Raw genomic sequence first — 21,238 nt, 5'->3', positions numbered from 1 at the left:
CGGTTCCTGATTAAGGAACCTGCTGATTAATCTCAATGCTGACCTGACCGTTGCCGGAAAAATCAGTCAGCGGACTGTCGCCGTACCAGTCACCTGAGGCTGGCGTTGCCAGACCATTTTGTGAAATACGAACGCGTACTTTTAATTGATGCAGCGAAGAAAGCAAGCGTTCCGGCATCATTGCGTTGCTGTCATCGACGGTGATCGCCAGCGGGAAGCGACTCAGCGGCAGCTTTTTCACCGCAACCGGCACCGGACTGCTGCCATCTGTCACCGAAATAAAGACCGTGCCATTCTGCGGAAGTTTCACCTGAGCCTCAGCAGAAAGCGTGACATTGACCGCCAGTTTAACCTGATCCAGCCCCGCTTTTTGTTTTGCCTGCGCAATGCTGGCGTTGACCATTTCCAGGCGTTTGTCACCGGCTGGCAGGATTTTCTGCATAACTTCCCACGCGCCAATGGCTTGCGGGTAGTGTCCCTGTTCATATTCATTATAGGCCAGCAGACTTAACACACGCAGATCACCCTGAGATTTTTCCAGCATACTGCGCAAAAGGTTGCCGCCGGTAAGGTTATCCTGCGGATCGGACGAACGGGTTAACACTTCGGCATAACCGAGTTTGACTGACATATCATCCGGCGCGAGCTGATAAGCGTGGGCATAAGCCTGCGTGGCGGTGGCGGCATTATTGAGCGCCATCCCTACACGGCCAAGCATCACCCAGTCCTGGATATTATGCGGATTTGCCTGCAAATCGGTACGCAATCCGAGCCCTAAATCCTGTACGTCGGTGGCGGTCAGCGGCGCGCCGTGATCATCAGCAATGCGATGGCGTAAATCGGGCATACGCTGCATGACCTGATTCCACGCACTCACCTGCCCCAGACCACCGGCGTAGAGATACAAACCCAGCGTGATGATCACCAGCAAAATAGCACCGGGCACCAGCGTCCAGCGACCAATCGGCTGAATGGCAGCAGACGCCTGACCGGCAGGAATATCGGTCAGTAAGTTTTCCTGCAATTCCTGAATATGCGCCGGACGTTCGTCCACCACGCCCTGCGCTTCGTCTTCTTCCAGCTCAGTCAAACGGTGATGATAAAACGCTTTATTCAGCGCATCGCGGGACGTGTGTTCCGCGCGGTCGCCCCGAATAACCGGCACGATAAACAGCGCCAGTGCGATAACCAGCATCGCCAAAATGCACAGCCAAAAAATGCTCATGATCCTTTCCTGTCGCTGTCTTTAAGTAACTGCGCCAGGCGCTGTCTCTCTTGTTCTGACATTGGTGTGGCCGTGTTTTCAGTGCGCGCAGCACCCCGGCGGGAACGCATAAAAATCATGCCTGCGCCGATAACAATGACCAGCACCGGCCCGAGCCACAAAATAAAGGTAGAGGGCGTGACCGGCGGTTCGTAAGTCACGAAATTGCCATAACGCGCCACCATATACGCGACGATTTGCTGTCTGTCCTGCCCTTCATTAAGCAACTGAAACACCTTGGTGCGCATATCGGCGGCGATAATCGAATCCGACGCGGCAATATTGGTGTTCTGACATTTCGGGCAACGCAACTGCGCCGTGATGTCCCGGTAAGCCTGTTCCTGTTCCGGCGATTTGAACTGATACGTGTCGATGGAGGCGAACGCGCTGACACTCAGCAGCATGCCCAGCAACAACGCAGGCAGCGATGAAATCAGTCTCATACATTGCCTCCGTATTTTTTGTACAGCGGCAGAACTTCGGTCTGCCAGACTTTTTCATTTAAGTCACCGGCATGGCGATAGCGGATAATGCCCTGCCCGTCGATCAGGAAGGTTTCCGGCGCGCCATAAACCCCCAGATCTAACCCCAGCATGCCGTCGCCGTCGTAAAGACTCAGCATGTAAGGATTGCCCAGCGTGTTCAGCCAGTTGACCGCTTTCTGCCGGTCGTCTTTGTAGTTCAGGCCGACCACACGGACACCTTTCGCCGCCAGCGTATTGAGATAATCATGTTCGGCGCGGCAGGTCGGACACCACGTCGCCCAGACGTTGAGCAGCATCGGTTTGCCATCGCGCAGCACCGACTGATCGTAGGTTTTGCCCGCCTGCGCCAGCGATTCCAGTTTGAACACCGGCACCGGTTTGCCAATCAGGGCTGATTCCAGCAGCGTCGGATCATCGCCGTTGGCATTGCGGGTCAGCTGCACCAGAAAAGCCGCGGCCAGCGCCAGGAACAAAATCAGCGGAATAAAGAGGAGTTTACGGTTCATGCTTCTTCAGCCTCTGCCAGACCTTGCTTCTTAAGCTTTTTGCTCATGCGATAACGCGGGTCGAGAATACACAGCACGCCACCGGCCGCCATAAACAGGCCACCGAGCCAGATCCAGCGGACAAAGGGTTTGTAGTACAAACGCACTGCCCACGAGCCATCGTCCATCTCTTCGCCGAGCGCCGCATACAGGTCACGCGCCAGATTGCCGTCGATAGCCGCTTCGGTCATCATGCTGCGCGCCACGCTGTAGAAGCGTTTTTCGGCGTGCAGCGTGGTGACTTGCTTGCCGTTCTGCGTCACATCAATATTCGCCTCACCGCCGGTATAGTTCGGGCCGGTGATATCGCGAACGTCGCGGAAGATAAAGTGATAATCATGAATATCCACGGTATCGCCGGACTTCATGCGCACATCGCGCTCAACGCTATAATTCTGGCTAAACGCGATGCCGATCACCGTCACCGCAACACCCAGATGGCCGAGCACCATGCCCCAGTGACTGCGGGAAAGTTTGGTCAGACCGCGCCAGAAAGTGTGCCGGTGCGTGGCGCGTTCGTGCAGTTCCATCAGCGTCAGCACAATCACCCACACCGACATCAGCATTCCCACCACGGTCATGCCGACAATTTTGTCCTGCAACAACCACGGCAGAAGAATCGACAGTACCAGCGTGACGACCAGCGCAACACCCAGACGACGCCACAGTTTGCTGGGCTCATCACGACGCCAGCGCACCAGTGGTCCGATGCCTAACAACAGCGCCAGCGGCGCCATCAGCCAGGTAAACATCGTATTAAAGAAGGGTTCACCGATAGAAATACTGCCCAGCCCGAGCTGTTTGTGGATAAGCGGCAGCAGCGTACCGAGCAGCACCACCAGCATCGCCGCCACCAGCAATACGTTATTGCCCAGCAAATAACTTTCGCGGGAATGCAGTTCATGACGGCTTGGTGCGCGCACCGAGTTACCTTTAAAGGCGTACAGCAGCAGCGAACCGCCGATCACAATGACCAGATACGCGAGAATAAACATGCCGCGTGCCGGATCTGAGGCAAACGAGTGAACCGAAACCAGCACGCCGGAGCGCACCAGGAAAGTCCCGAGCAGACACAGCGAAAATGCAGTGATGGCCAGCAGCACCGTCCAGGCTTTGAACGTCCCGCGTTTTTCGGTGACGGCGAGCGAGTGGATCAGCGCCGTACCCGCCAGCCACGGCATAAAGGAGGCGTTTTCAACCGGATCCCAGAACCACCAGCCGCCCCAGCCTAATTCGTAATACGCCCACGCCGATCCGAGCACGATACCGATGGTCAGGAACACCCATGCGGCTTGTGTCCACGGACGCGACCAGCGCGCCCACGCGGTATCCAGACGCCCTGCCATCAGCGAAGCAATCGCGAAAGCAAAGGCCACAGAGAAACCGACATAACCCATGTACAGCAATGGCGGATGGAATATCAGGCCGATGTCCTGTAACACCGGATTCAGGTCGCTGCCGTCCACCGGAAAATTCGGCAACGAGCGGATAAACGGGTTGGACGTCAGCAGAATAAACAGCAGGAATCCGCCGGTGATCATGCCCATCACCGCCAGCACGCGCGACACCGCATCCTGCGGCATACGGCGGCTGAACAGCGCCACGGCAAGCGTCCAGCAACTGAGTAATAACACCCACAGCAGCAGCGAACCTTCGTGCGCTCCCCACGTCGCCGCCACGCGGTAATACACCGGCAGGTGGGTGTTGGAATTATTAGCAACATAGGCGACGGTGAAATCATTCACCACAAACGCATGCACCAGAATAATGAACGCCAGCGCGATGCAGGCAAACATGCCGTAAGACAACGGGCGCGCCATCGCCATCATCCGGCCATCCTGACGTGCGGCGCCCCACTGCGGATAAATACTCAGCAATACCGCCAGCCCTAATGCCAGACAGAGTGCAAATGTTCCCAGTTCCGGCATCATGAGCGGTCGTTTCCTTTATCGTTACCCACGTAGGCCGAAGCTGGTCCTTTGTGGTTTTCTTTCATGGCGTCGGCAACTTCCGGCGGCACATATTTTTCGTCGTGTTTTGCCAGAACCTGAATGGCATTCACCACATTCCCCGGTTCCATCACACCCTGCGCCACCACGCCCTGCCCTTCACGGAACAGGTCGGGAAGGATGCCGTTGTAGGTCACGGCAATCGCGCCACGCGCATCATAAATTTTAAAGCTCACCTGCAAACTTTTCGGGTCACGTTTCACGGAGCCGGGCATCACCATGCCGCCGATACGCAGGCGCTGGCCCACCGTCGGCAGTTCGTGGTTTTCGCCTTTACCTTGCAGAATCTCACTGGGTGTATAAAACAAATCAATGTTGGAGCGCAGCGCGTACATCACCAGTGAAATGCTCAGACCAAGACCGATCAGCACCACCAGCGCCAGCGACAGCCGCTTTTTACGACGTGGATTCACAATAACTTCTCCGGGGAAGTGTCCGGTTCCAGCGGTGACGTCTGTGCGCCTGGCTGTTTTTTAGACTGAGACTGACTGATGCGTTTTTCGCGTGCCTGACGACGACGGACGTCGCCGAGGATTTGCCGGTGCTGAATCAGGGTATGCGCCACCAGCACAACCAGCGAGAGCAGCGTGGCAGCGACCGACAGCCAGACATAAAAGGCGTAGCCGCCCATCGCAAAGAAATCATGCCAGCTTGAGAATGCAGGACTCATCCGCGACGCTCCTTATTCACAAGACCGGCCACCCACGGACGCAGACGTTCCTGCACCAAAATCAGGTTTCGTAACCGCATCAGCGTCAGGGTAATAAAGAAGAACAGGTAACCGAAAATCGCCCAGCGCAGCGGATAACGCATGCTCGGGTCGATGGTCTGCTGCATATTGGTGGAACCCTGATGCAGCGTATTCCACCACTGCACGGAGTAATGGATGATAGGAATATTCACCACGCCGACCAGCACCAGAATACCGGCGGCACGCCCGGCCAGACGCCGGTCGTCAAAGGCGTTATACAGCGCTATCACACCGAGATACAGAAACAGTAACACCAGTTCGGAGGTCAGACGCGCGTCCCACACCCACCAGGTGCCCCACATCGGTTTGCCCCATGCAGAGCCGGTGACCAGCGCGATAAAGGTGAAAACAGCGCCAACCGGTGCCATTGCCGCTACCGCCAGATCGGACATTTTCATCTGCCACACCAGGCCGATAAATGCCGCAATCGCCATCCCGCTGTAAATCCCCATCGACCAGATGGCCGCCGGGACATGAATATACATAATCCGGTAACTGTTACCTTGCTGGTAATCCGGCGGCGCATAGCCAAAACCCCATACCCAGCCAATCAGCAGGCAGGCAAGCCCCACAATCCCGAGCCAGGGAATGAACCGGCCACAGACGTGGTAAAGCCGTTCAGGCCTGGCGAGTTGATGTAACCATTTCCACATTGTTATCGTTGCTCACTCTAAAATGTCACTGTGTGATATGCCGTGAAACCTCGGTGGGTTCTTGCGCGGTCAGTGTTAAATCACCCGCACTTATTATTGGCAGCTCTATTGTTCACTATAGAGAAGTGTGATGTTAGTCAAAGGTTGCGTTTTTTCTTCTCTATTGTAACGACACGTAAAATAATTCTATGCTATCGCCTTTTACCGGCAAAAAGTGTCAGTGGATACTCACTCTCAAAGCGGCGGCGGTGGCAAAAGGCGCTAACGTTGCACTGCCTGCCAGCATCGCGCCAAGAATGGCGAGATAACCGCCGATCGGCATCGACATCGATGCGGCATCAATCGCGCCGGTGGCAAAAATCAGCACCGGAATATACAGCGGCAATACCAGCAGGCTGAGCAGAACGCCACCTTTGCGCAGCCCGACGGTCAGCGCCACACCAATCGCACCGATAAAACTCAGCGTCGGCGTGCCCAGTAAAATCGTCAGTGCGACGGCTTTCCAGGTCTCAAAATCCAGCGAAAGCAGCAGCGCAATCAGCGGTGAAAGGATCAGTAACGGCAACCCCGTCACCACCCAGTGAGCACATACTTTCCCCAGAACCGTGAGTGCCAGCGGCGAAGGCAATAACAGAAGCTGCTCGAGCGTGCCATCGAGATAGTCATCACGGAACAATCTTTCCAGCGCCAGCAGGGAAGATAACAGCGCGGCGACCCAGACAATGCCGGGCGCAATGCGCGCCAGCAGTTCAGGCTCAGGGCCGATCCCTAACGGGAACAGCGTAATCACAATCAGGAAAAACCACAGCGGATTGATAATTTCAGCGCTTTTGCGAAAGGCAATTTTCAGCTCGCGGCGCAGGACTTTCGTAAACATTCCTTTTATATCCCCTTCGCGTCACACCGGCTCTGCGCTGGTCAGACGAAGTTTTCGCACGTCGCGGTTAACACCCTGCAAATCCTGATGCGTTGTCAGCAACACCATTCCACCCTGCTGCGCATGCTGTTCAAACAGCGCAATCAGTGTGGCAACGCCTTGTTTATCAATGGCGGTCAGCGGTTCATCGAGGATCCATAGCGGCGCATCGCTCAGCCACAGACGCGCCAGTGCGACGCGGCGTTGCTGCCCGGCGGACATCTGCCCCACCGTCACATCTTCATAACCCAGCAATCCGACGTTTTCCAGCGCCTGATAAATCGCTTCCGCGCTGGCATTACCTCTGACCGTCGGGCCATTCACAGACAGATAAAAGGCAAGGTTTTCAAACGCAGTAAGCACTGACTTTACGCCGGGCTGATGGCCGAGGTACAGAAGCTGCTGATGGAAAATATCGCGCTGACGGCGGGTACTCACGCCCTGCCAGCGGACTTCACCGGCGTCCGGAGAGGACAGCCCGGCAAGAATACGCAGTAAACTGGTTTTACCGGCACCGTTACGGCCTTCGATCTGCACCATTTCGCCCGGTTCGATAGTGAAACTTAAGCCGCTAAACAGGGTTCGTTCATCACGAACACAGCTCAGATCAAGGGCTTCAAACATGGTGATGTCTCTTATTTTTCACAAGTGTGCATCATATCACAGGCGTCAGGCGCGACGCAGCTCAGGGAGGCACAGTTTACCCGGCTGAAAAGCCTGAAATCCGGCAAACATCTTCTGAAATGTTCCATCAGGTTCATGGGTTAACGGTTTGTAACTTTTTTGTATACCTGCTCATAATTCACCTGCCTCGCCTATGCTTACTCATGAACATATCTGCAATCACTTTGCTTTACTTTTGGGGAACAACGATGGCCGGAGAAAAACAGCATCACAATGACAACGATGTTGACAGTGACGAACATACACAGGGAAAGGAAATCGAGACCGGTGAAGAGAACTTGCCGTCGAAAGCGGCCGCCGTTCACGAAGTTATCCGCATGGAAGGTGAAAAAGAGCTTGAGCGCGACGGACAGGCGTTGCTGTGGTCAGCAATTGCCGCCGGATTGTCGATCAGCGCCTCGCTGATGGCAAAAGGCATTCTTCACGCCCGCCTGCCCGATACACCGGAACGTTTCTTCATTGAAAATATCGGTTATACCGTCGGGTTCATTATTGTGATCATGGCGCGCCAGCAGTTATTTACCGAAAACACCGTTACTGCCGTGTTACCCATCATGCAAAAACCGACCGGCAGAAACATTCTGTTGTTGCTGCGTTTATGGGGCATCGTGCTGGCGGGTAACGTCATCGGCGGCGGACTGGCGGCGCTGGTGTTTCATCTGGTGCCCTTTTTCGACACGGCAACCGACGAGGCGTTTCGCACCATCAGCATGGATATCATGAAAAAAGACCCCGAAGGTATGTTTGTCGGCGGTATGGTTTCCGGCTGGCTGATTGCCACCATGGTCTGGATGATCCCTTCTGCCGGTACCGCCAAACTGTGGGTGATCATGCTGATGACCTACATGGTGGCGATTGGCGACCTGACGCACATCGTCGTCGGCTCGGTAGAAGTGCTGTATCTGGTGTTCTCGGGCGCCATTCCCTGGTACGAATTTATCTGGCCATTCGCCCTGCCGACGCTTGCCGGCAACATCTTCGGCGGCACCTTTATCTTCGCGCTGATCAGCCACGCGCAGATCCGCAACGATATGAGTAATCAGAAGAAAGCCGAAGCGAAGAAAGAGGAGCAGGAAGCAGCGAAAAAAGAGGCCGCGAAGCCCTGAGTGGCGAGGAAACGACCAAACGGCAGCCTGATGCCTTATTATTACGAGAAAAATGGGTATACTACGCGGGCGCTTTCCACAGGCGCCCGTGTCTCCTTAGTTAAACGGATATAACAAGCCCCTCCTAAGGGCTAGTTACAGGTTCGATTCCTGTAGGGGACACCATTTTAATGTCTACAAACGCCCACTCAAGTCTATTTTATTCTCTAAATTCAACAAGTTAACCCCATCACTTCGTCTACCAAATTCCAATAACTTTTATCAACATCCTGCACATTTTGTTGGTATAACAGTTGGTATGGTAAGTTCGATAATGCAGATACCATCAGTATGGGAGGTTTTCTATGGCACTCACTGAGGTAAAAGTAAGAAATGCTAAACCTGCGGAGAAGCCGGTAAAGCTGACTGATGGTGGTGGTATGCACCTTCTGATTCAGCCCAGCGGTTCGAAATATTGGCGTCTGCAATACCGTTTTGCCGGTAAACAAAAAATGTTGGCGTTAGGTGTTTATCCTGAAATCTCTCTTGCCACTGCACGCCTTAGAAGAGACGAAGCAAGAAAGCTAATCGCAAACAACATAGATCCGGGTGAGAAGCGAAAATCTGAAAAGATTGAAGAAAAAGGGTTGCTCACATTCGAAACGGTTGCAAGAGATTGGCATTCGAGCAACAGGACATGGTCTGATAGTCACAGAACCACAGTGTTAAACAGCTTAATCACTCATCTGTTTCCAGTTATTGGTAAACGGAACATCACTGAACTCAAAACCCGTGATTTATTGCTTCCGCTAAAAAACGCTGAGAAAAGCGGGCATCTTGAAGTGGCTTCGCGTTTACAACAACGCATAACAGCCATAATGCGATATGCCGTCCATAACGCTTTGATTGACCAAAATCCCGCCTATGACCTTTCGGGTGCCGTGACAACACCTAAAAGCACTCATCGCCCTGCTCTCCCCTTCGAACAGCTACCTGAGCTTCTAAGACGAATTGAAGCTTATAAAGGTAAAGGCATAACGCAAATCGCAGTCCAGTTAACTCTGCTGACTTTCATCCGTTCAAGTGAACTTAGGTTCGCACGTTGGTCCGAAGTGAATTTCGAAAATTCCTTATGGACGATCCCAGGAGAACGTCAAGAGTTGGATGGAGTTAAGTATTCTGGCAGAGGCTCGAAAATGAAAAACCCTCACCTTGTGCCATTGAGCAAACAAGCCAAAACCCTGCTCGAAAAACTTCATTCTATCAGTGGCGATAAAGAACTTATGTTCATAGGTTTTAGTCGTGATGACAAACCAATCAGCGAAAACACTGTCAACAAGGCCCTGCGCACTATGGGCTACGATACAAAGAAGGAAGTGTGTGGACATGGTTTTCGAACCATGGCATGTAGTGCTCTAATTGAGTCTGGATTGTGGTCAAGAGATGCTGTTGAACGTCAAATGAGCCATCAAGAACGAAACTCCGTTCGAGCAGCATACATACACAAAGCAGAACATCTCGAAGAAAGGAAACTGATGCTCCAATGGTGGGCTGACTACCTTGAAGCATGTGAAGAGAGAGAACTGACTCCTTTTTCGTTTTGTAACAAAGCTGGATTTTAGCGAGCTAAAGGACACTCATATCCACCGATTAAAATGGCTCTTGTCAAAGAGAGCCAAGATTCATGCATTTGTCTAAGAGCGCTATGAATGCAGACCTTTTCTTCTTTTTTGCCGAATTAGCATCAATCCTATCAATTACTTAGTTGGCTAATACAGGATAAGGTGTGGGCATTATTTTACATAAAAAAAATGCCCACACCTTGCGACTCAACCAATGTCCAAATTTCAATTCAACTAAAAGCTACACAAAACCCACCCAGGCGCCTTTCCATTTCAAACCATCATTAGATAACAATCCCTATATCTATTGCTCGAGAGACAAATTTTTAAAAAACAGATGTCAAAAAAGGTTGCAAGAGCATCAAAATTGATCAATTTTTAACCACAATAACTTATTAAAGTTGCATCAAGGCATTGTAATGAACAATCAAATCAAGGAAAAACAGAAGGTTAATGTTGTCCAATACTTGAGGATGTCAACTGATCATCAAATCTTCTCAGTTGATAACCAGGCTGAGTTCATCTCAAAATATGCGCAAAGTCACAATATGGAAATCATTGGAACATATGATGACCGGGGCAAAAGTGGCATATCAGCAGACGGCAGGGATAGTTTTAACAAGCTGATTCAAGATGTTGTAACTCATACAATAAAAATAGCGGCTGTCTTGGTCTATGATGTTAGCCGCTTTGGAAGATTTCAAGATAATGATGAGGCTGGGCATTACAGTTTTTTGCTGAAATTACATGGAGTTAAAGTAATATATTGTGCTGAAAACTTACCAGAAGAATCACCAGAAATTCAAATGCTTACATTGCCTGCATTAAGATACGCTGCAGGTGCATACAGTAGAAACCTTTCAATAAAAGTATTTGCGGGTCATGTTAATCTTGTAAAAAGAGGTTATTTTCAAGGCGGTATGCCTGGTTATGGGCTTCACAGGAAATTAGTTGATTCCAATAATTCTCCCAAAATGATTCTATCGCACGGTGAACGTAAAAGTTTACAAACAGATAGGGTTATCTTAGTTCCAGGCGAAGAAAAAGAACTTGAGATAATAAGGTTAATTTTCAATATGTTCATTTTTGATTCATACAATGAATATATAATAGCTAACAAGCTTAATGAGCTTGGGTATAGAAATAAATATAGCCAGTGGACTCGAAGTAATGTCCATCAAATATTAATTAATGAACGATACACCGGAAAATACATATATAACAAAACATCTTCAAAACTAAAATCAAAAAGGATAAAAAATCCAGAAGAAAATTGGGTTCAGTATATGAGCGCATTCGAACCTATTATCTCTATAGAAAAATTTAACATGGCTCAGGATATTATCAAAAATAGAAGTTTAAACGTAAGCAATGAACAAATACTTTCATATTTATCAAAAAAACTAAAAAGCAATGGTAAGCTTTCCGGAGTAATTATTGACGAGGATGACACAGGACCATCCAGCAGTATCGTTGCTAGCAGATTTGGTGGGTTGTTACGAGCGTACAAGCTTATTGGATATACTCCAGAAAGAGATTATTCATATATCGAAATAAATGAATCTTTAAGAGAAATGCATAGTAACGTAATTAATGATTTTTTTGAAAGACTAGAAAATGTATCTTTATATCCCAGAACAGATGAAAAAAAGAAGCAAATTACAATAAATGACTCATTGAAATTATCTTTAATTTTATCAAGATGTCACAAACTGAAATCAGGAAAATTCAGATGGGTGGTAAGATTTGAAAGTAATTTAAAGTCAGATTTTAATATTATTGTAAGAATGAACTCTTCAAATAGTGAACCTGTTGATTATTATATATTACCTTCGATTGAAAGTTTCGAAAACGAAATTAAAATTAAAGAAAATAATCCTTTATTATTAGAGTTATACCGCTTTGATGATATTGAGTTTTTCTTTAAATTGCTCATGCCATTAACAACAGAGAAGGCCGCGTAATGTCTGATGAGAACACCAAGATATCTATGATTAAAATATCATCAATCAAAATTGAAAATCCAAGAACCAGAAGTAAATTCAGACATGATGAAATTACGGAAAGCATCAATAAAAGTGGATTAAGAAAACCAATAACTGTTAGAAGAATAAATGATGAAACATATAAATACGCTCTAATTTGTGGGCAAGGGAGACTAGAATCAATATCCAAGCTTAATGAGGAGTCTATACCAGCATTTATTATAGATATAGATGAAGAAGGTGCTTATATAATGAGTTTAGTAGAAAATTTCGCACGTATAAATCCTAGGGCGGGAGAACAATTTTATAGAATAAAAGAGATGAAATTAGAGGGGTTTAGCGAGAAGGAAATCGCCAAAACTGTTGGTTGCACAGTAAGTTGGATAAATTCCATCTCAACATTATTAGAAAAAGGAGAGAGTAAGCTTCTTTCAATAGTAGAATCAGGGAAAATGCCTTTATATTTAGCTGTGCAGATTGCACGTTCTGATTTTAATGATTCTCAGAACCTAATCGTTGACGCATTCGATGAGGGCAAAATAAAAGGTAAGAACATAACTAAAATAAGAGATATTTTAGACTCTAGAAATGAAGGGTTAAAGGGGGTGTTCAACCGTACATTTGGAAAATCTAAGTCTCAAAAAAAACTGACAACAGATGAACTTACAAAATTATATCAGGATAACATTGATGAACATCGCTCCTTGAAAAATAAAGCTGATTTTATTGAGGAAAATATCATTCTTGCGAGGCAAATCATGACTGAACTAATGAAAAACGAGGAGTTTTTTGCAATCATTGAGAGCGAGAAACTAACAAACATTCCATCAATAATATTAGAAAGAAAACATTGAGGACAAATAAATGGTTAGCTATTGCTTTGAGAGAAACTCTGTGAAATTCAAGATAGATGATTTGATACCGACAAAGAAACCACCCATAAATGTTAAAAACAGCAAAAAATACCTTCAAATTAAAAAATCAATAAACAGCATAGGAATAATTGAACCGATTGTAGTTTATTTAGATAGCAAACTTGGTAAAATTAAAATACTTGATGGACATCTCAGAATTGAGGCACTAAAAGAGTTAGGAGAAACGGAAGCGATCTGTTTAGTCTCAACCATTTACGACACTTATACACCTAATAGTAAAGTAAGCCGAATTACAATAATTCAGGAACAAAAAATGATAAGGAAAGCACTTAAGTCAGGTGTTTCCATAGAAAAATTGAGCGAAGCATTGGGTATATCAATTGATATTTTAAAAGGTAAAATTAACTTATTAGACGGCATAGATCCTGAGGTTGTTAATTTACTAGCGAACCAAAACGTTCCAAAAGCCACTTTTAACGTTCTGAGAAAAATGAAAAATATCAGACAAATAGAATGTGCTTGTATAATGAACAACATGGAAAATTATTCCGAAAAATTTTCCATATCATTGCTACACAATACTCAACCTAACTTACTTGTAGATGGTCAACAGGGAAATGATAAAGAAGGACATCGAAAAACAATAGATCGTCTCGAAAGGGAAATGGCGCAAGTCCATATTGAATCTGAAAAATTAAAAGAATCTTATGGAGAGAACACTCTTAGGCTGGTCATTATGAAATCTCATATTCAGAAACTACTTGAGAATACAAAAATATTACATTGGTTGTTAGATAACAAAAATGAATTGCTGATAGAATTAAAGAAAATTTCGAACATTAACTCCTTAACAAAATGATTGAGGTCTATGAAAGAAAGAGTATACCAATCGAAAGCTAATTGCCAAAAATGATAATAAGTAATTCATCTAAATATCATTAATGTATATACGAAGTTGCTTCGCGTGTACAACAACACATAACCGTCATAAATCATTATGCGCTCCATAACGGTTTGATTGACCTAAACCCAGCCTATGATCTTTCAGGTGCTGTAACGCCCCTAAAAGTACTCATCGTCCTGCCCTACCCTTTGAACAACTTCCTGAGCTTTTAGGAAGAATTGAAGCCTGTAAAAAGGTAAAGGCATGACACTGATCGCAGTTCAGTTAACTTTACTAACTTTCATCCGCTAAAGTGAACTGAGGTTAGCTCGCTGGTCTGAAGTGTATTTCAAAAACGACACCCAGGAGAACATCAAGAATGGGATAGGGTTAAGTATTGTGGCAGAGACTCCATAATGAAAATGTCCCACCTTGTGAAGTTGAGCAAACTAGCCAAAACCTTACTCGAATAATTTCATAATATCACTGTTGATCAGGATCTTATGTTCATAGGGTTTAGTCGTAATGACAAACCATTCAGTGAAAACACTGTCACAAGGCTCTTCGCTCTATGGGCTACGATACAAAAACGGAAGTGTGTGGGCATGGTTTTCGAACAATGGCATGTAGTGCTCTAATTGAGCCTGGGCTGTGGTCAAGAGATGCTGTCGGGCGTCAGATGAGCCACCAAGAACGGAGTTCCGTTCGAGCAGCTTACATTCATAAAGCGGAACATCTTGAAGAAAGGAAACTGATGCCCCAATGGTGCGCTGATTATCTTGTCGAGTGTAAAACAAGTGCTGTTACTCCATTTGAGTTCGCAAAACGATTAAAATAAAAAAAACATAAAGATCAGCAAATTAAAGATACAGACAACAAAATCCATCAGATTTGGTAAATATATTCTTGATCTAAAGCAAATAAATTAACCTAAGTCATTGTAAATACTGAATTTACATGTTAGCAATAAATACGATATACAGCGTACTTGCATATGTTGGGGCGGTAGCGTTTAAAACGTACACCTTTCACGAGTAAAATTTACACAAGAATATTGGAACAAGGTTGAAATATGAATGATACTCATCTATTAGATAATTATGAAATCATAGAACAAAATATATTAAAATCAGGAAAAAACAAAAACATTCCAGATTTAATACTTACTCAAAAAGAGGGTGAGATATATATTATAAAATATTGGCCAAGGGACATTACAAGTGACGAACAAGTCCTTGAGAATATTTGGCAGCATGAATTACGACAGTTACAAAGATTGAAAGGGTATCCCGGAGTTGGAGATTATATAGTTAATCCTGTTGAATCGAAAAAAACAAACGATGGTTTCTATCTTGTTTTGAACTCTGACGGACGAGTGCCAGCTTCATACTTACTTAATAGAAAAATATTATCCCTCCCAAGAAACAGTCACTGGTTGACTCGTTTAAAAGATCCAACTGTGAGAATCCGATTCTGGAAAAACATATGTAGAATTACTAATGCTATTGGCTTACTTCATGCACAAGGGTTATTACATCGTCACTTAGATGAAGACTCAATCCTGACTTATGATTATGAATCTGATGATTATAACGATTTTCAATTAACAGGTTTTGAGTGGTCAATTCGAATGCCAACCTTGACCACAGCAAATATAAAACCTGTAGGTGAGCAAGGTAAAATATCGACGTTTGCTACAGACTGGATCAATTTAGGTATATTAATAGCTAAATTTTTAAAAATAGAATTAAATCAGATTAAGAATCTTAATTTTACTGCAGAACACTTTATCTCTAATCACGGGCTAACCATAAGCGAAGTTGCAATCATCCGTAGTCTTTTAGGAATACAGCCAATACAACAGAATGCTATTAAAGAACTTCTCAGTGAAAAGGAAATACTACATTCTATTGAACGTATAATTAACGAACTTACCGAATTTTATAAAAAGACAAAAATTATACATGGCGTAGCCATAAACATTAAATATGAGCAATCAGATAATAGTAAAGATAAAAAGGATTTATTTTTTTGTATACAAAAGATTTTCTATGAAAAAAATAAATTCACTATATCAAGAAATGACACGGAAATAATTAAGCAATTAGTGAGTGATGACTTATCTGATTCACCCATTCTATTTTTAAACACAGAAAATAATCGTCATGAAGTAGTATTGAAAGGAAAAGAAATATGTTATGTTCTCACACCATTCCAAACTGACTATCGAACCAATGATAAAACATGGGAATTAGGGTATTCACAACATGCATATTTAGAGCTACCTAATAGATTTTTTAACAAAGAGAATTACGTTGAGGTAAATAGTAATAACATATCGTGCTTCACTCACTATGACGCTAAAAAATTCTTAACAAATAATGATGAATCACTAAATTTAATGCCATGGGATATATTATTTAAAGAAATAGTAAACGTTAACAATAAGATAAATGAAGAACATCTCAAGTTATTGGAGGGATTAACAGCAGTACATATTGCTAATATTGCATACGCAAAAGCTGAGATTTTTCCTGTAGAAAACATCAGTGAAGAAAATTCCCCAGATAACGTTGGTTCATGGATTTTCAAATTTATACCAAAGCATAACGAATCAACAGAAGGGTTATCTAAATCTCTTGGAATTGAATCACCTTCAGTAAGGCTTGAAAAAATTATAAATAGTAGTGAAAATAATGACAAACTTTCTTGGAGCCTTGTAAATAATAAAGACTTCAGTAGAGTTGATGATGAGATTATTTTAGAGTTTTATGGTTATAACTGTGATTCACAAAAACGGGATGTTTACAGTTTTATATCAAAAAAATCTTTACCAAGTTGGAAGGATTTTTTTATTGTACCAGATTCTCTCGAAGGAACACTGCGACAAATAACAAGACACGCTAATACGTTGGATATGCTCGAAAACCACGTTGAATTGATGAACGTAATTACATCTCCACAGTATCATCTATCAGTGAGTAATGAAGAAATTATTGCAGCAGATATAATTCCTTCATTAGACGAATCAAAACAAAAAGTTTTCAAGAAAGTATTATCAACTTTACCAATCAACCTTGTTCAGGGACCGCCTGGGGTTGGTAAAACTCACTTAGTAAAAGCGCTTTCACAATACCTATTCAAGGAAGAACCAAATAGCAGAATACTATTTACTGCGCAGAGCCATGCAACTGTGCAACATCTTTATCATGAAGTAGTCAAAGATTTAACAAAAGAAGAAGGTAATATCAACGACCTAATTATTGTTAGATGTAACAAGGTTACGGGCGAAGATAATATTGTATTAAACAGTGCAGATGAAACTGGATTAGAATATTTAAACAAATTTATAAAAAGCAATTTATTTAAAGACTCATCCAACCACAAACTTAAAAATGATATAACTAACTTACTTAAATCACCACCTGTAAAAAGATACCCGTTAATCAATCAACTGATAAAATCAGCAAGCTTAATATTTGCCACAACTAATTCTGATTATGTCGAAAGAATGATAAAAGAAAGAGCACAATTTGATTGGTCAATTATGGAAGAAAGTGGAAAAGTTACAGGTATAGAACTAATTAGTCCTCTTTTGTTATCTTACCGTAGATTAATGATAGGTGATCATCATCAATTACCTCCATATAGATCAATAGAGTTGAAAAAAATATTAGTGAATAATAAAAAACTAACAAATACTTTTGAAGAAGTAGATAGCATAAATAATTTTAGATTAAAAAATGAACTCATCAGGAATGGGCATTTTTCTTCAATCGATGAAAATCAAGCAAAAGAAATAGGGTTACGGGCGACCAGATATGTAAATTTATTTGAATCCCTTATTTTGGCTGATGAACAAGAAGACATAAAGCACGAGAAATTATTTGGTAAAGAGAAAATCCGAATAAACAAGTTATCTTCTATGTTGTCTGTTCAGCATCGTATGCATCCATATATAGCGGAGATAATTTCCAATGTTTTTTACGAAGACAAGTTAGTTACAGACAAAGAAAAGGAAAAAAAATATCTTAGCGAGGACTTTGATTCATTAATAAGTTTAAAAAATGAATCTGTGCTTAAAAACACTCCGGCGATAGTCTGGGTTAATCAGCCTGATGTACAAAAAGTCAAGGGTAGTAGAGTTGGAGAACATGAACCAACATGGTCAAATAGAAATGAATGCAACGCAGTAATTTCGATATTAAAAGACATAAATAAAAATACGTCACCACTTAAAAAAATCAAACTGGCTATACTATCTCCTTATTCAAAACAAGTTAACCTGATGTCTAAGAATATAGAGATAGAAAGGAAAAAAAATAACCTAAATAATTTGTTAGATAATTTCATCCCCCCAGATGACAATGATGGTTATTGCCTTACAGTTGATTCATTTCAAGGAGGTGAGGCAGATATTGTTATAATATCGTTAGTAAGGAACAATGGGAAAAGCACTATCAAAAGTGCTTTAGGATTTTTATCAGATCAACGTCGAATAAATGTTTTACTAAGTCGAGCCAAACATAAGTTAATTATAATCGGTTCATACGATCTTCTTAAATCTTGGTCGAAGAGGATCTCAATGGGAAATATGGAAGAATATAGTTTTATACCAACACTAACAAAACGATTAGATTTATCATTATCTCAAAGAAAACTGGCTTCAATTGAAATAAAACCAATTGGAGATAAAGGAAAAAAACATGGAAAATAAAAACATATATGTAAAAGTTCCTTTTCATTTTGGCGTTCATAAGTTTAAAATATTCAAAGGTCATAGATGGGGAGCTTTAGACCATTTCTTACTTCTCGAAATCAGTCATAAATCATACCCTATTGAAGAATTATCTTCACAATCTAACCTTCCTCAGAGATTAATAATTGAAATTGTAATACCCTTTATGAAATTGGGGTGGGTTGAATTAGTAGAGTTAGGTTCAAAATATCACTTCAGAATTACTGAAACAGGAAAGAATATTGCAAATCTTGATGAACTCCCTTACGAAAGGGAACCAATGGAGTCTACAAGGAAATTTTTAATTGACCCCAAAACAGCCAAGTGTTATCGGGTCAATGCAAGAAATCAAAACTATCAAATTTATTACAAACCAAGAGCTATTGAATTGCTTAAAAACAAGGGTTCTATTGCAACAGAATTAAATATTAAAAATCCAAAGCACTCTCCATTCTCCTCAGACATTCTCAATTGTGTAGAGGATACCGATGAAGAAGTCATTGGATATGAAGAAAGAGTTAGTGATAGACCTTATTATCAAAATACAACATTTGCAATAGCACAGGTCGATGAAGCAGATAACATAACTGGTGTGCCATCAGATATATCAAAAGAGTTAGCTGCTGATATTATTGCAGCAGCTAATTCAAAAAGAATTGAAAACAAAGAAATCAACTCCTCACTAAACAACATTCAGAAAATCAGCAAATATAACACTGAATCCCATGAAACTCGACTTGAAGAGCATTACATTGATGAAAGTGAATTCAAAATAATATCCGGTGCTGATCACCATCGCGACCATCTGATAACTATGATAGATAGTGCTGTTAGCAGAATTATCATCCACTCAACTTTTATACAGTTAAAGAATTTTCAAACCATCTTTCAAAAATTAATTAACTCTGCACAAAGAGGTGTCCAGGTCGATATCTTATGGGGCCAAGAAGAACCCGATGATGATAGAAATATTGGGAGTTATAATCAATTTCTAAATGGGCTTAATGTTTATAGAGAAGAAATAGTAAAACTTGGTTTAACTTCACTCTTTACTATACATTCAGATCCAACAGGTTCACATGCAAAAGTGATAGTATGTGACACAATGAACTATGGATATTGTTCTACCATAGGTTCATGCAATTGGTTAGCGAGTGGATTCAATCGATATGAGTGCTCAGTTTTTCTAACAAATATTGCCCTCACCACCGAAGTGTTGGACATCTTGAGCGTAATAGCAAAAGGAAAATCCAGGGTATCAAATAATTTAAGCAAGTCTATTTCAGCCATCTCATATGAGTTGAAAAAAACTTTTATTAATTTATCCACCGAAAACTCTAAAAATGTGAAAATTAAAATTGTCACCAAAAACGAGCACCATGACTACGTATTAGATGCAAGAGATAATGCCAAGGAATCAATATTTATTGCAAGCCACAGAATAAGCAATAATGCAGAAAGACCAATTTTAACACCATTAATAAGCTCTATAAATGCCAATAGTGAATTACGTATAAGCATGTATTATTCTTCACTTAGTGGTGGCATGAACATTCAACAACTTGAAGAAATAAGTAGTTCACTTAGAATAAATGGGATTTTTTTAGATAAAAAGAAAGATCCTATATCTCATGCGAAGATATTATCTTGGGATAACCACAATATTCTAATATCCAGCCTAAATTGGTTATCTGCTTCTGCTTATGGTAATCCATACGACGAGCTTGGAATATTCATATCAACAAATAATGTTTTTGATAAAGTATCGGAAAACTTCTAACTTAACCTTAAGCATAATGAAATATATGGCCTCTACAAATAACTTTCAGATGAGGCCTCATAAATTTCATGAGCTATCAATAGCATGGGTATCCCCCCCTATAATATCAAAAAATAATCATCAGTAATTTGGAGATATACATGATTAATGTTTCACAATTGAATAAATATGTCACACAAACACTATTAATATTCCTTACTATACTATTCACTTGTCTTCTTAATATATTCATTGAATATCTCATATTGAATAAACACTATGCCATCGCATTAATTCTCCCAGCATTATTAGGAAGCATCCCTATATTTTTATTATATAAAAGACACAAAACAACAATTAAATTAGTTTATGACTCAGTACTATTCTGGACGGCTTCTGTTTTAATGCTTAAGTATGTAATTTATACTTTTCCTAAAATAGTTGAAAATATGTTATCGATACTAAGTAAAGGAACGATACATGATAATTTTTTTGATATTCTTTTCACAAATAGAGCTGGATATTCATTATTAATTACGTTGTCTATGTGTGCTCTAGCTAAGGCTTTAGCCACTTCAAGTGACCTTTATGATGAGGTTATAAAAATAATTGTCGTCAAGAAAAACATCAACAGGGAAAGGTTAATAAATGAAAAAATAAAGAAATACTTATGGTGATTTACTTTTTAAGCATCCCACAAATATAAGCAATGATCATTGTGTAAATTGCTGGCCCGAAAGTTATAATAAACACAAGATTCAATTCTGAAAAAACAGTCAATATATAATCATCACTCTTATTATGATGTGCATCATATGTAATTCCGAATACATTAATAGATACTAAGGACAGTAGCACAACCAAACCAATAATTATTTTCACAGCCTCTTCTTTTGTTTTTTTCATATTCATCTCCTTTTATTATATTTATATTTGTTTTAAATTTTTTGTCAAATCACTACTTAAGCAAGGGCTAACTCTCCG

General features: G+C 42.5%; 18 protein-coding genes, 1 tRNA gene and 1 pseudogene. 10 read left to right on the top strand and 10 right to left on the bottom strand.

Translation table 11 applies throughout. From position 1 onward, the window contains the following. Positions 1-10: 10 nt before the first annotated feature. The 9 genes from ccmI to ccmA all read right to left on the bottom strand — a co-directional run bounded on the left by ccmI (position 11) and on the right by ccmA (position 7,247). Entirely contained in the window at positions 11-1,225 is a 1,215-nt protein-coding gene (gene ccmI, locus AACU55_RS13045; protein ID WP_134705587.1) for a c-type cytochrome biogenesis protein CcmI, read from the bottom strand. Beyond that, positions 1,222-1,707, bottom strand: a complete 486-nt coding sequence (locus AACU55_RS13040) for a cytochrome c-type biogenesis protein (RefSeq protein WP_134705586.1) — start codon at positions 1,705-1,707, stop codon at positions 1,222-1,224. Before AACU55_RS13040 ends, ccmI begins: the two co-directional genes overlap by 4 nt. Next, positions 1,704-2,255, bottom strand: coding sequence for a DsbE family thiol:disulfide interchange protein (locus AACU55_RS13035; RefSeq protein ID WP_013574528.1), 552 nt, complete (start codon positions 2,253-2,255; stop codon positions 1,704-1,706). Before AACU55_RS13035 ends, AACU55_RS13040 begins: the two co-directional genes overlap by 4 nt. After that, the gene (locus AACU55_RS13030; RefSeq protein ID WP_134705585.1) at positions 2,252-4,225 is read right to left on the bottom strand and encodes a heme lyase CcmF/NrfE family subunit; all 1,974 of its coding nucleotides are present in this window, start codon (positions 4,223-4,225) and stop codon (positions 2,252-2,254) included. Before AACU55_RS13030 ends, AACU55_RS13035 begins: the two co-directional genes overlap by 4 nt. Beyond that, on the bottom strand, positions 4,222-4,716 hold the full coding sequence (ccmE, locus tag AACU55_RS13025) for a cytochrome c maturation protein CcmE (RefSeq protein WP_037036253.1): 495 nt from the start codon (positions 4,714-4,716) through the stop codon (positions 4,222-4,224). Before ccmE ends, AACU55_RS13030 begins: the two co-directional genes overlap by 4 nt. Beyond that, positions 4,713-4,973 (bottom strand): heme exporter protein CcmD, encoded by a 261-nt coding sequence (ccmD, locus tag AACU55_RS13020; protein WP_013574525.1) that lies wholly within the window; start codon positions 4,971-4,973, stop codon positions 4,713-4,715. The genes ccmE and ccmD overlap by 4 nt, the downstream gene beginning before the upstream one ends. Continuing rightward, positions 4,970-5,707 (bottom strand): heme ABC transporter permease, encoded by a 738-nt coding sequence (locus tag AACU55_RS13015; protein WP_013574524.1) that lies wholly within the window; start codon positions 5,705-5,707, stop codon positions 4,970-4,972. Before AACU55_RS13015 ends, ccmD begins: the two co-directional genes overlap by 4 nt. A 217-nt stretch (positions 5,708-5,924) precedes the next feature. Continuing rightward, positions 5,925-6,584 (bottom strand): heme exporter protein CcmB, encoded by a 660-nt coding sequence (gene ccmB / locus AACU55_RS13010; RefSeq protein WP_013574523.1) that lies wholly within the window; start codon positions 6,582-6,584, stop codon positions 5,925-5,927. A gap of 21 nt (positions 6,585-6,605) precedes the next feature. After that, complete coding sequence (gene ccmA / locus AACU55_RS13005) at positions 6,606-7,247, bottom strand: cytochrome c biogenesis heme-transporting ATPase CcmA (protein WP_134705584.1); 642 nt, start codon at positions 7,245-7,247, stop codon at positions 6,606-6,608. Positions 7,248-7,495: 248 nt separating this feature from the next. On the opposite strand from ccmA, the gene AACU55_RS13000 reads away from it, so the two are divergent. The 10 genes and pseudogenes from AACU55_RS13000 (at position 7,496) to AACU55_RS12955 (ending at position 20,931) form a co-directional block, all read left to right on the top strand. Continuing rightward, positions 7,496-8,413 carry a formate/nitrite transporter family protein gene (locus AACU55_RS13000; RefSeq protein ID WP_134705583.1) on the top strand — a complete coding sequence of 306 codons (918 nt, stop codon included), beginning with the start codon at positions 7,496-7,498 and terminating at the stop codon, positions 8,411-8,413. Between the two features lie 90 nt (positions 8,414-8,503). Then, positions 8,504-8,578: transfer RNA gene (locus tag AACU55_RS12995), tRNA-Arg, on the top strand. Between the two features lie 179 nt (positions 8,579-8,757). Further along, complete coding sequence (locus AACU55_RS12990) at positions 8,758-10,014, top strand: tyrosine-type recombinase/integrase (protein WP_134705582.1); 1,257 nt, start codon at positions 8,758-8,760, stop codon at positions 10,012-10,014. Positions 10,015-10,433: 419 nt separating this feature from the next. Next, a complete protein-coding gene (locus AACU55_RS12985) occupies positions 10,434-11,978 on the top strand; it encodes a recombinase family protein (protein WP_134705581.1) in 1,545 nt (514 codons plus the stop codon). After that, positions 11,978-12,853: a ParB/RepB/Spo0J family partition protein gene (locus AACU55_RS12980; protein WP_134705580.1), complete on the top strand. Its 876-nt coding sequence runs from the start codon at positions 11,978-11,980 to the stop codon at positions 12,851-12,853. The genes AACU55_RS12985 and AACU55_RS12980 overlap by 1 nt, the downstream gene beginning before the upstream one ends. 10 nt (positions 12,854-12,863) lie before the next feature. Then, a complete protein-coding gene (locus AACU55_RS12975; protein ID WP_134705579.1) occupies positions 12,864-13,733 on the top strand; it encodes a ParB/RepB/Spo0J family partition protein in 870 nt (289 codons plus the stop codon). A gap of 92 nt (positions 13,734-13,825) precedes the next feature. Further along, positions 13,826-14,595: pseudogene (locus tag AACU55_RS12970) on the top strand (tyrosine-type recombinase/integrase); the annotation flags it as partial. A gap of 234 nt (positions 14,596-14,829) precedes the next feature. After that, entirely contained in the window at positions 14,830-18,474 is a 3,645-nt protein-coding gene (locus AACU55_RS12965; protein WP_134705578.1) for an AAA domain-containing protein, read from the top strand. After that, entirely contained in the window at positions 18,464-20,275 is a 1,812-nt protein-coding gene (locus AACU55_RS12960; protein WP_134705577.1) for a phospholipase D-like domain-containing protein, read from the top strand. Before AACU55_RS12965 ends, AACU55_RS12960 begins: the two co-directional genes overlap by 11 nt. A 245-nt stretch (positions 20,276-20,520) precedes the next feature. Beyond that, a complete protein-coding gene (locus AACU55_RS12955; protein ID WP_134705576.1) occupies positions 20,521-20,931 on the top strand; it encodes a hypothetical protein in 411 nt (136 codons plus the stop codon). A 1-nt stretch (position 20,932) separates the two neighbouring features. Here the strand turns inward: AACU55_RS12955 and AACU55_RS12950 are convergent, their stop codons facing one another. Next, entirely contained in the window at positions 20,933-21,160 is a 228-nt protein-coding gene (locus AACU55_RS12950) for a hypothetical protein (RefSeq protein ID WP_134705575.1), read from the bottom strand. Positions 21,161-21,238: the final 78 nt, after the last annotated feature.

Source organism: Rahnella sp. CJA17(1/100), assembly GCF_963881615.1.
Lineage (GTDB): Bacteria > Pseudomonadota > Gammaproteobacteria > Enterobacterales > Enterobacteriaceae > Rahnella > Rahnella aceris.
This window is presented reverse-complemented; position numbering and strand designations above follow the sequence as displayed.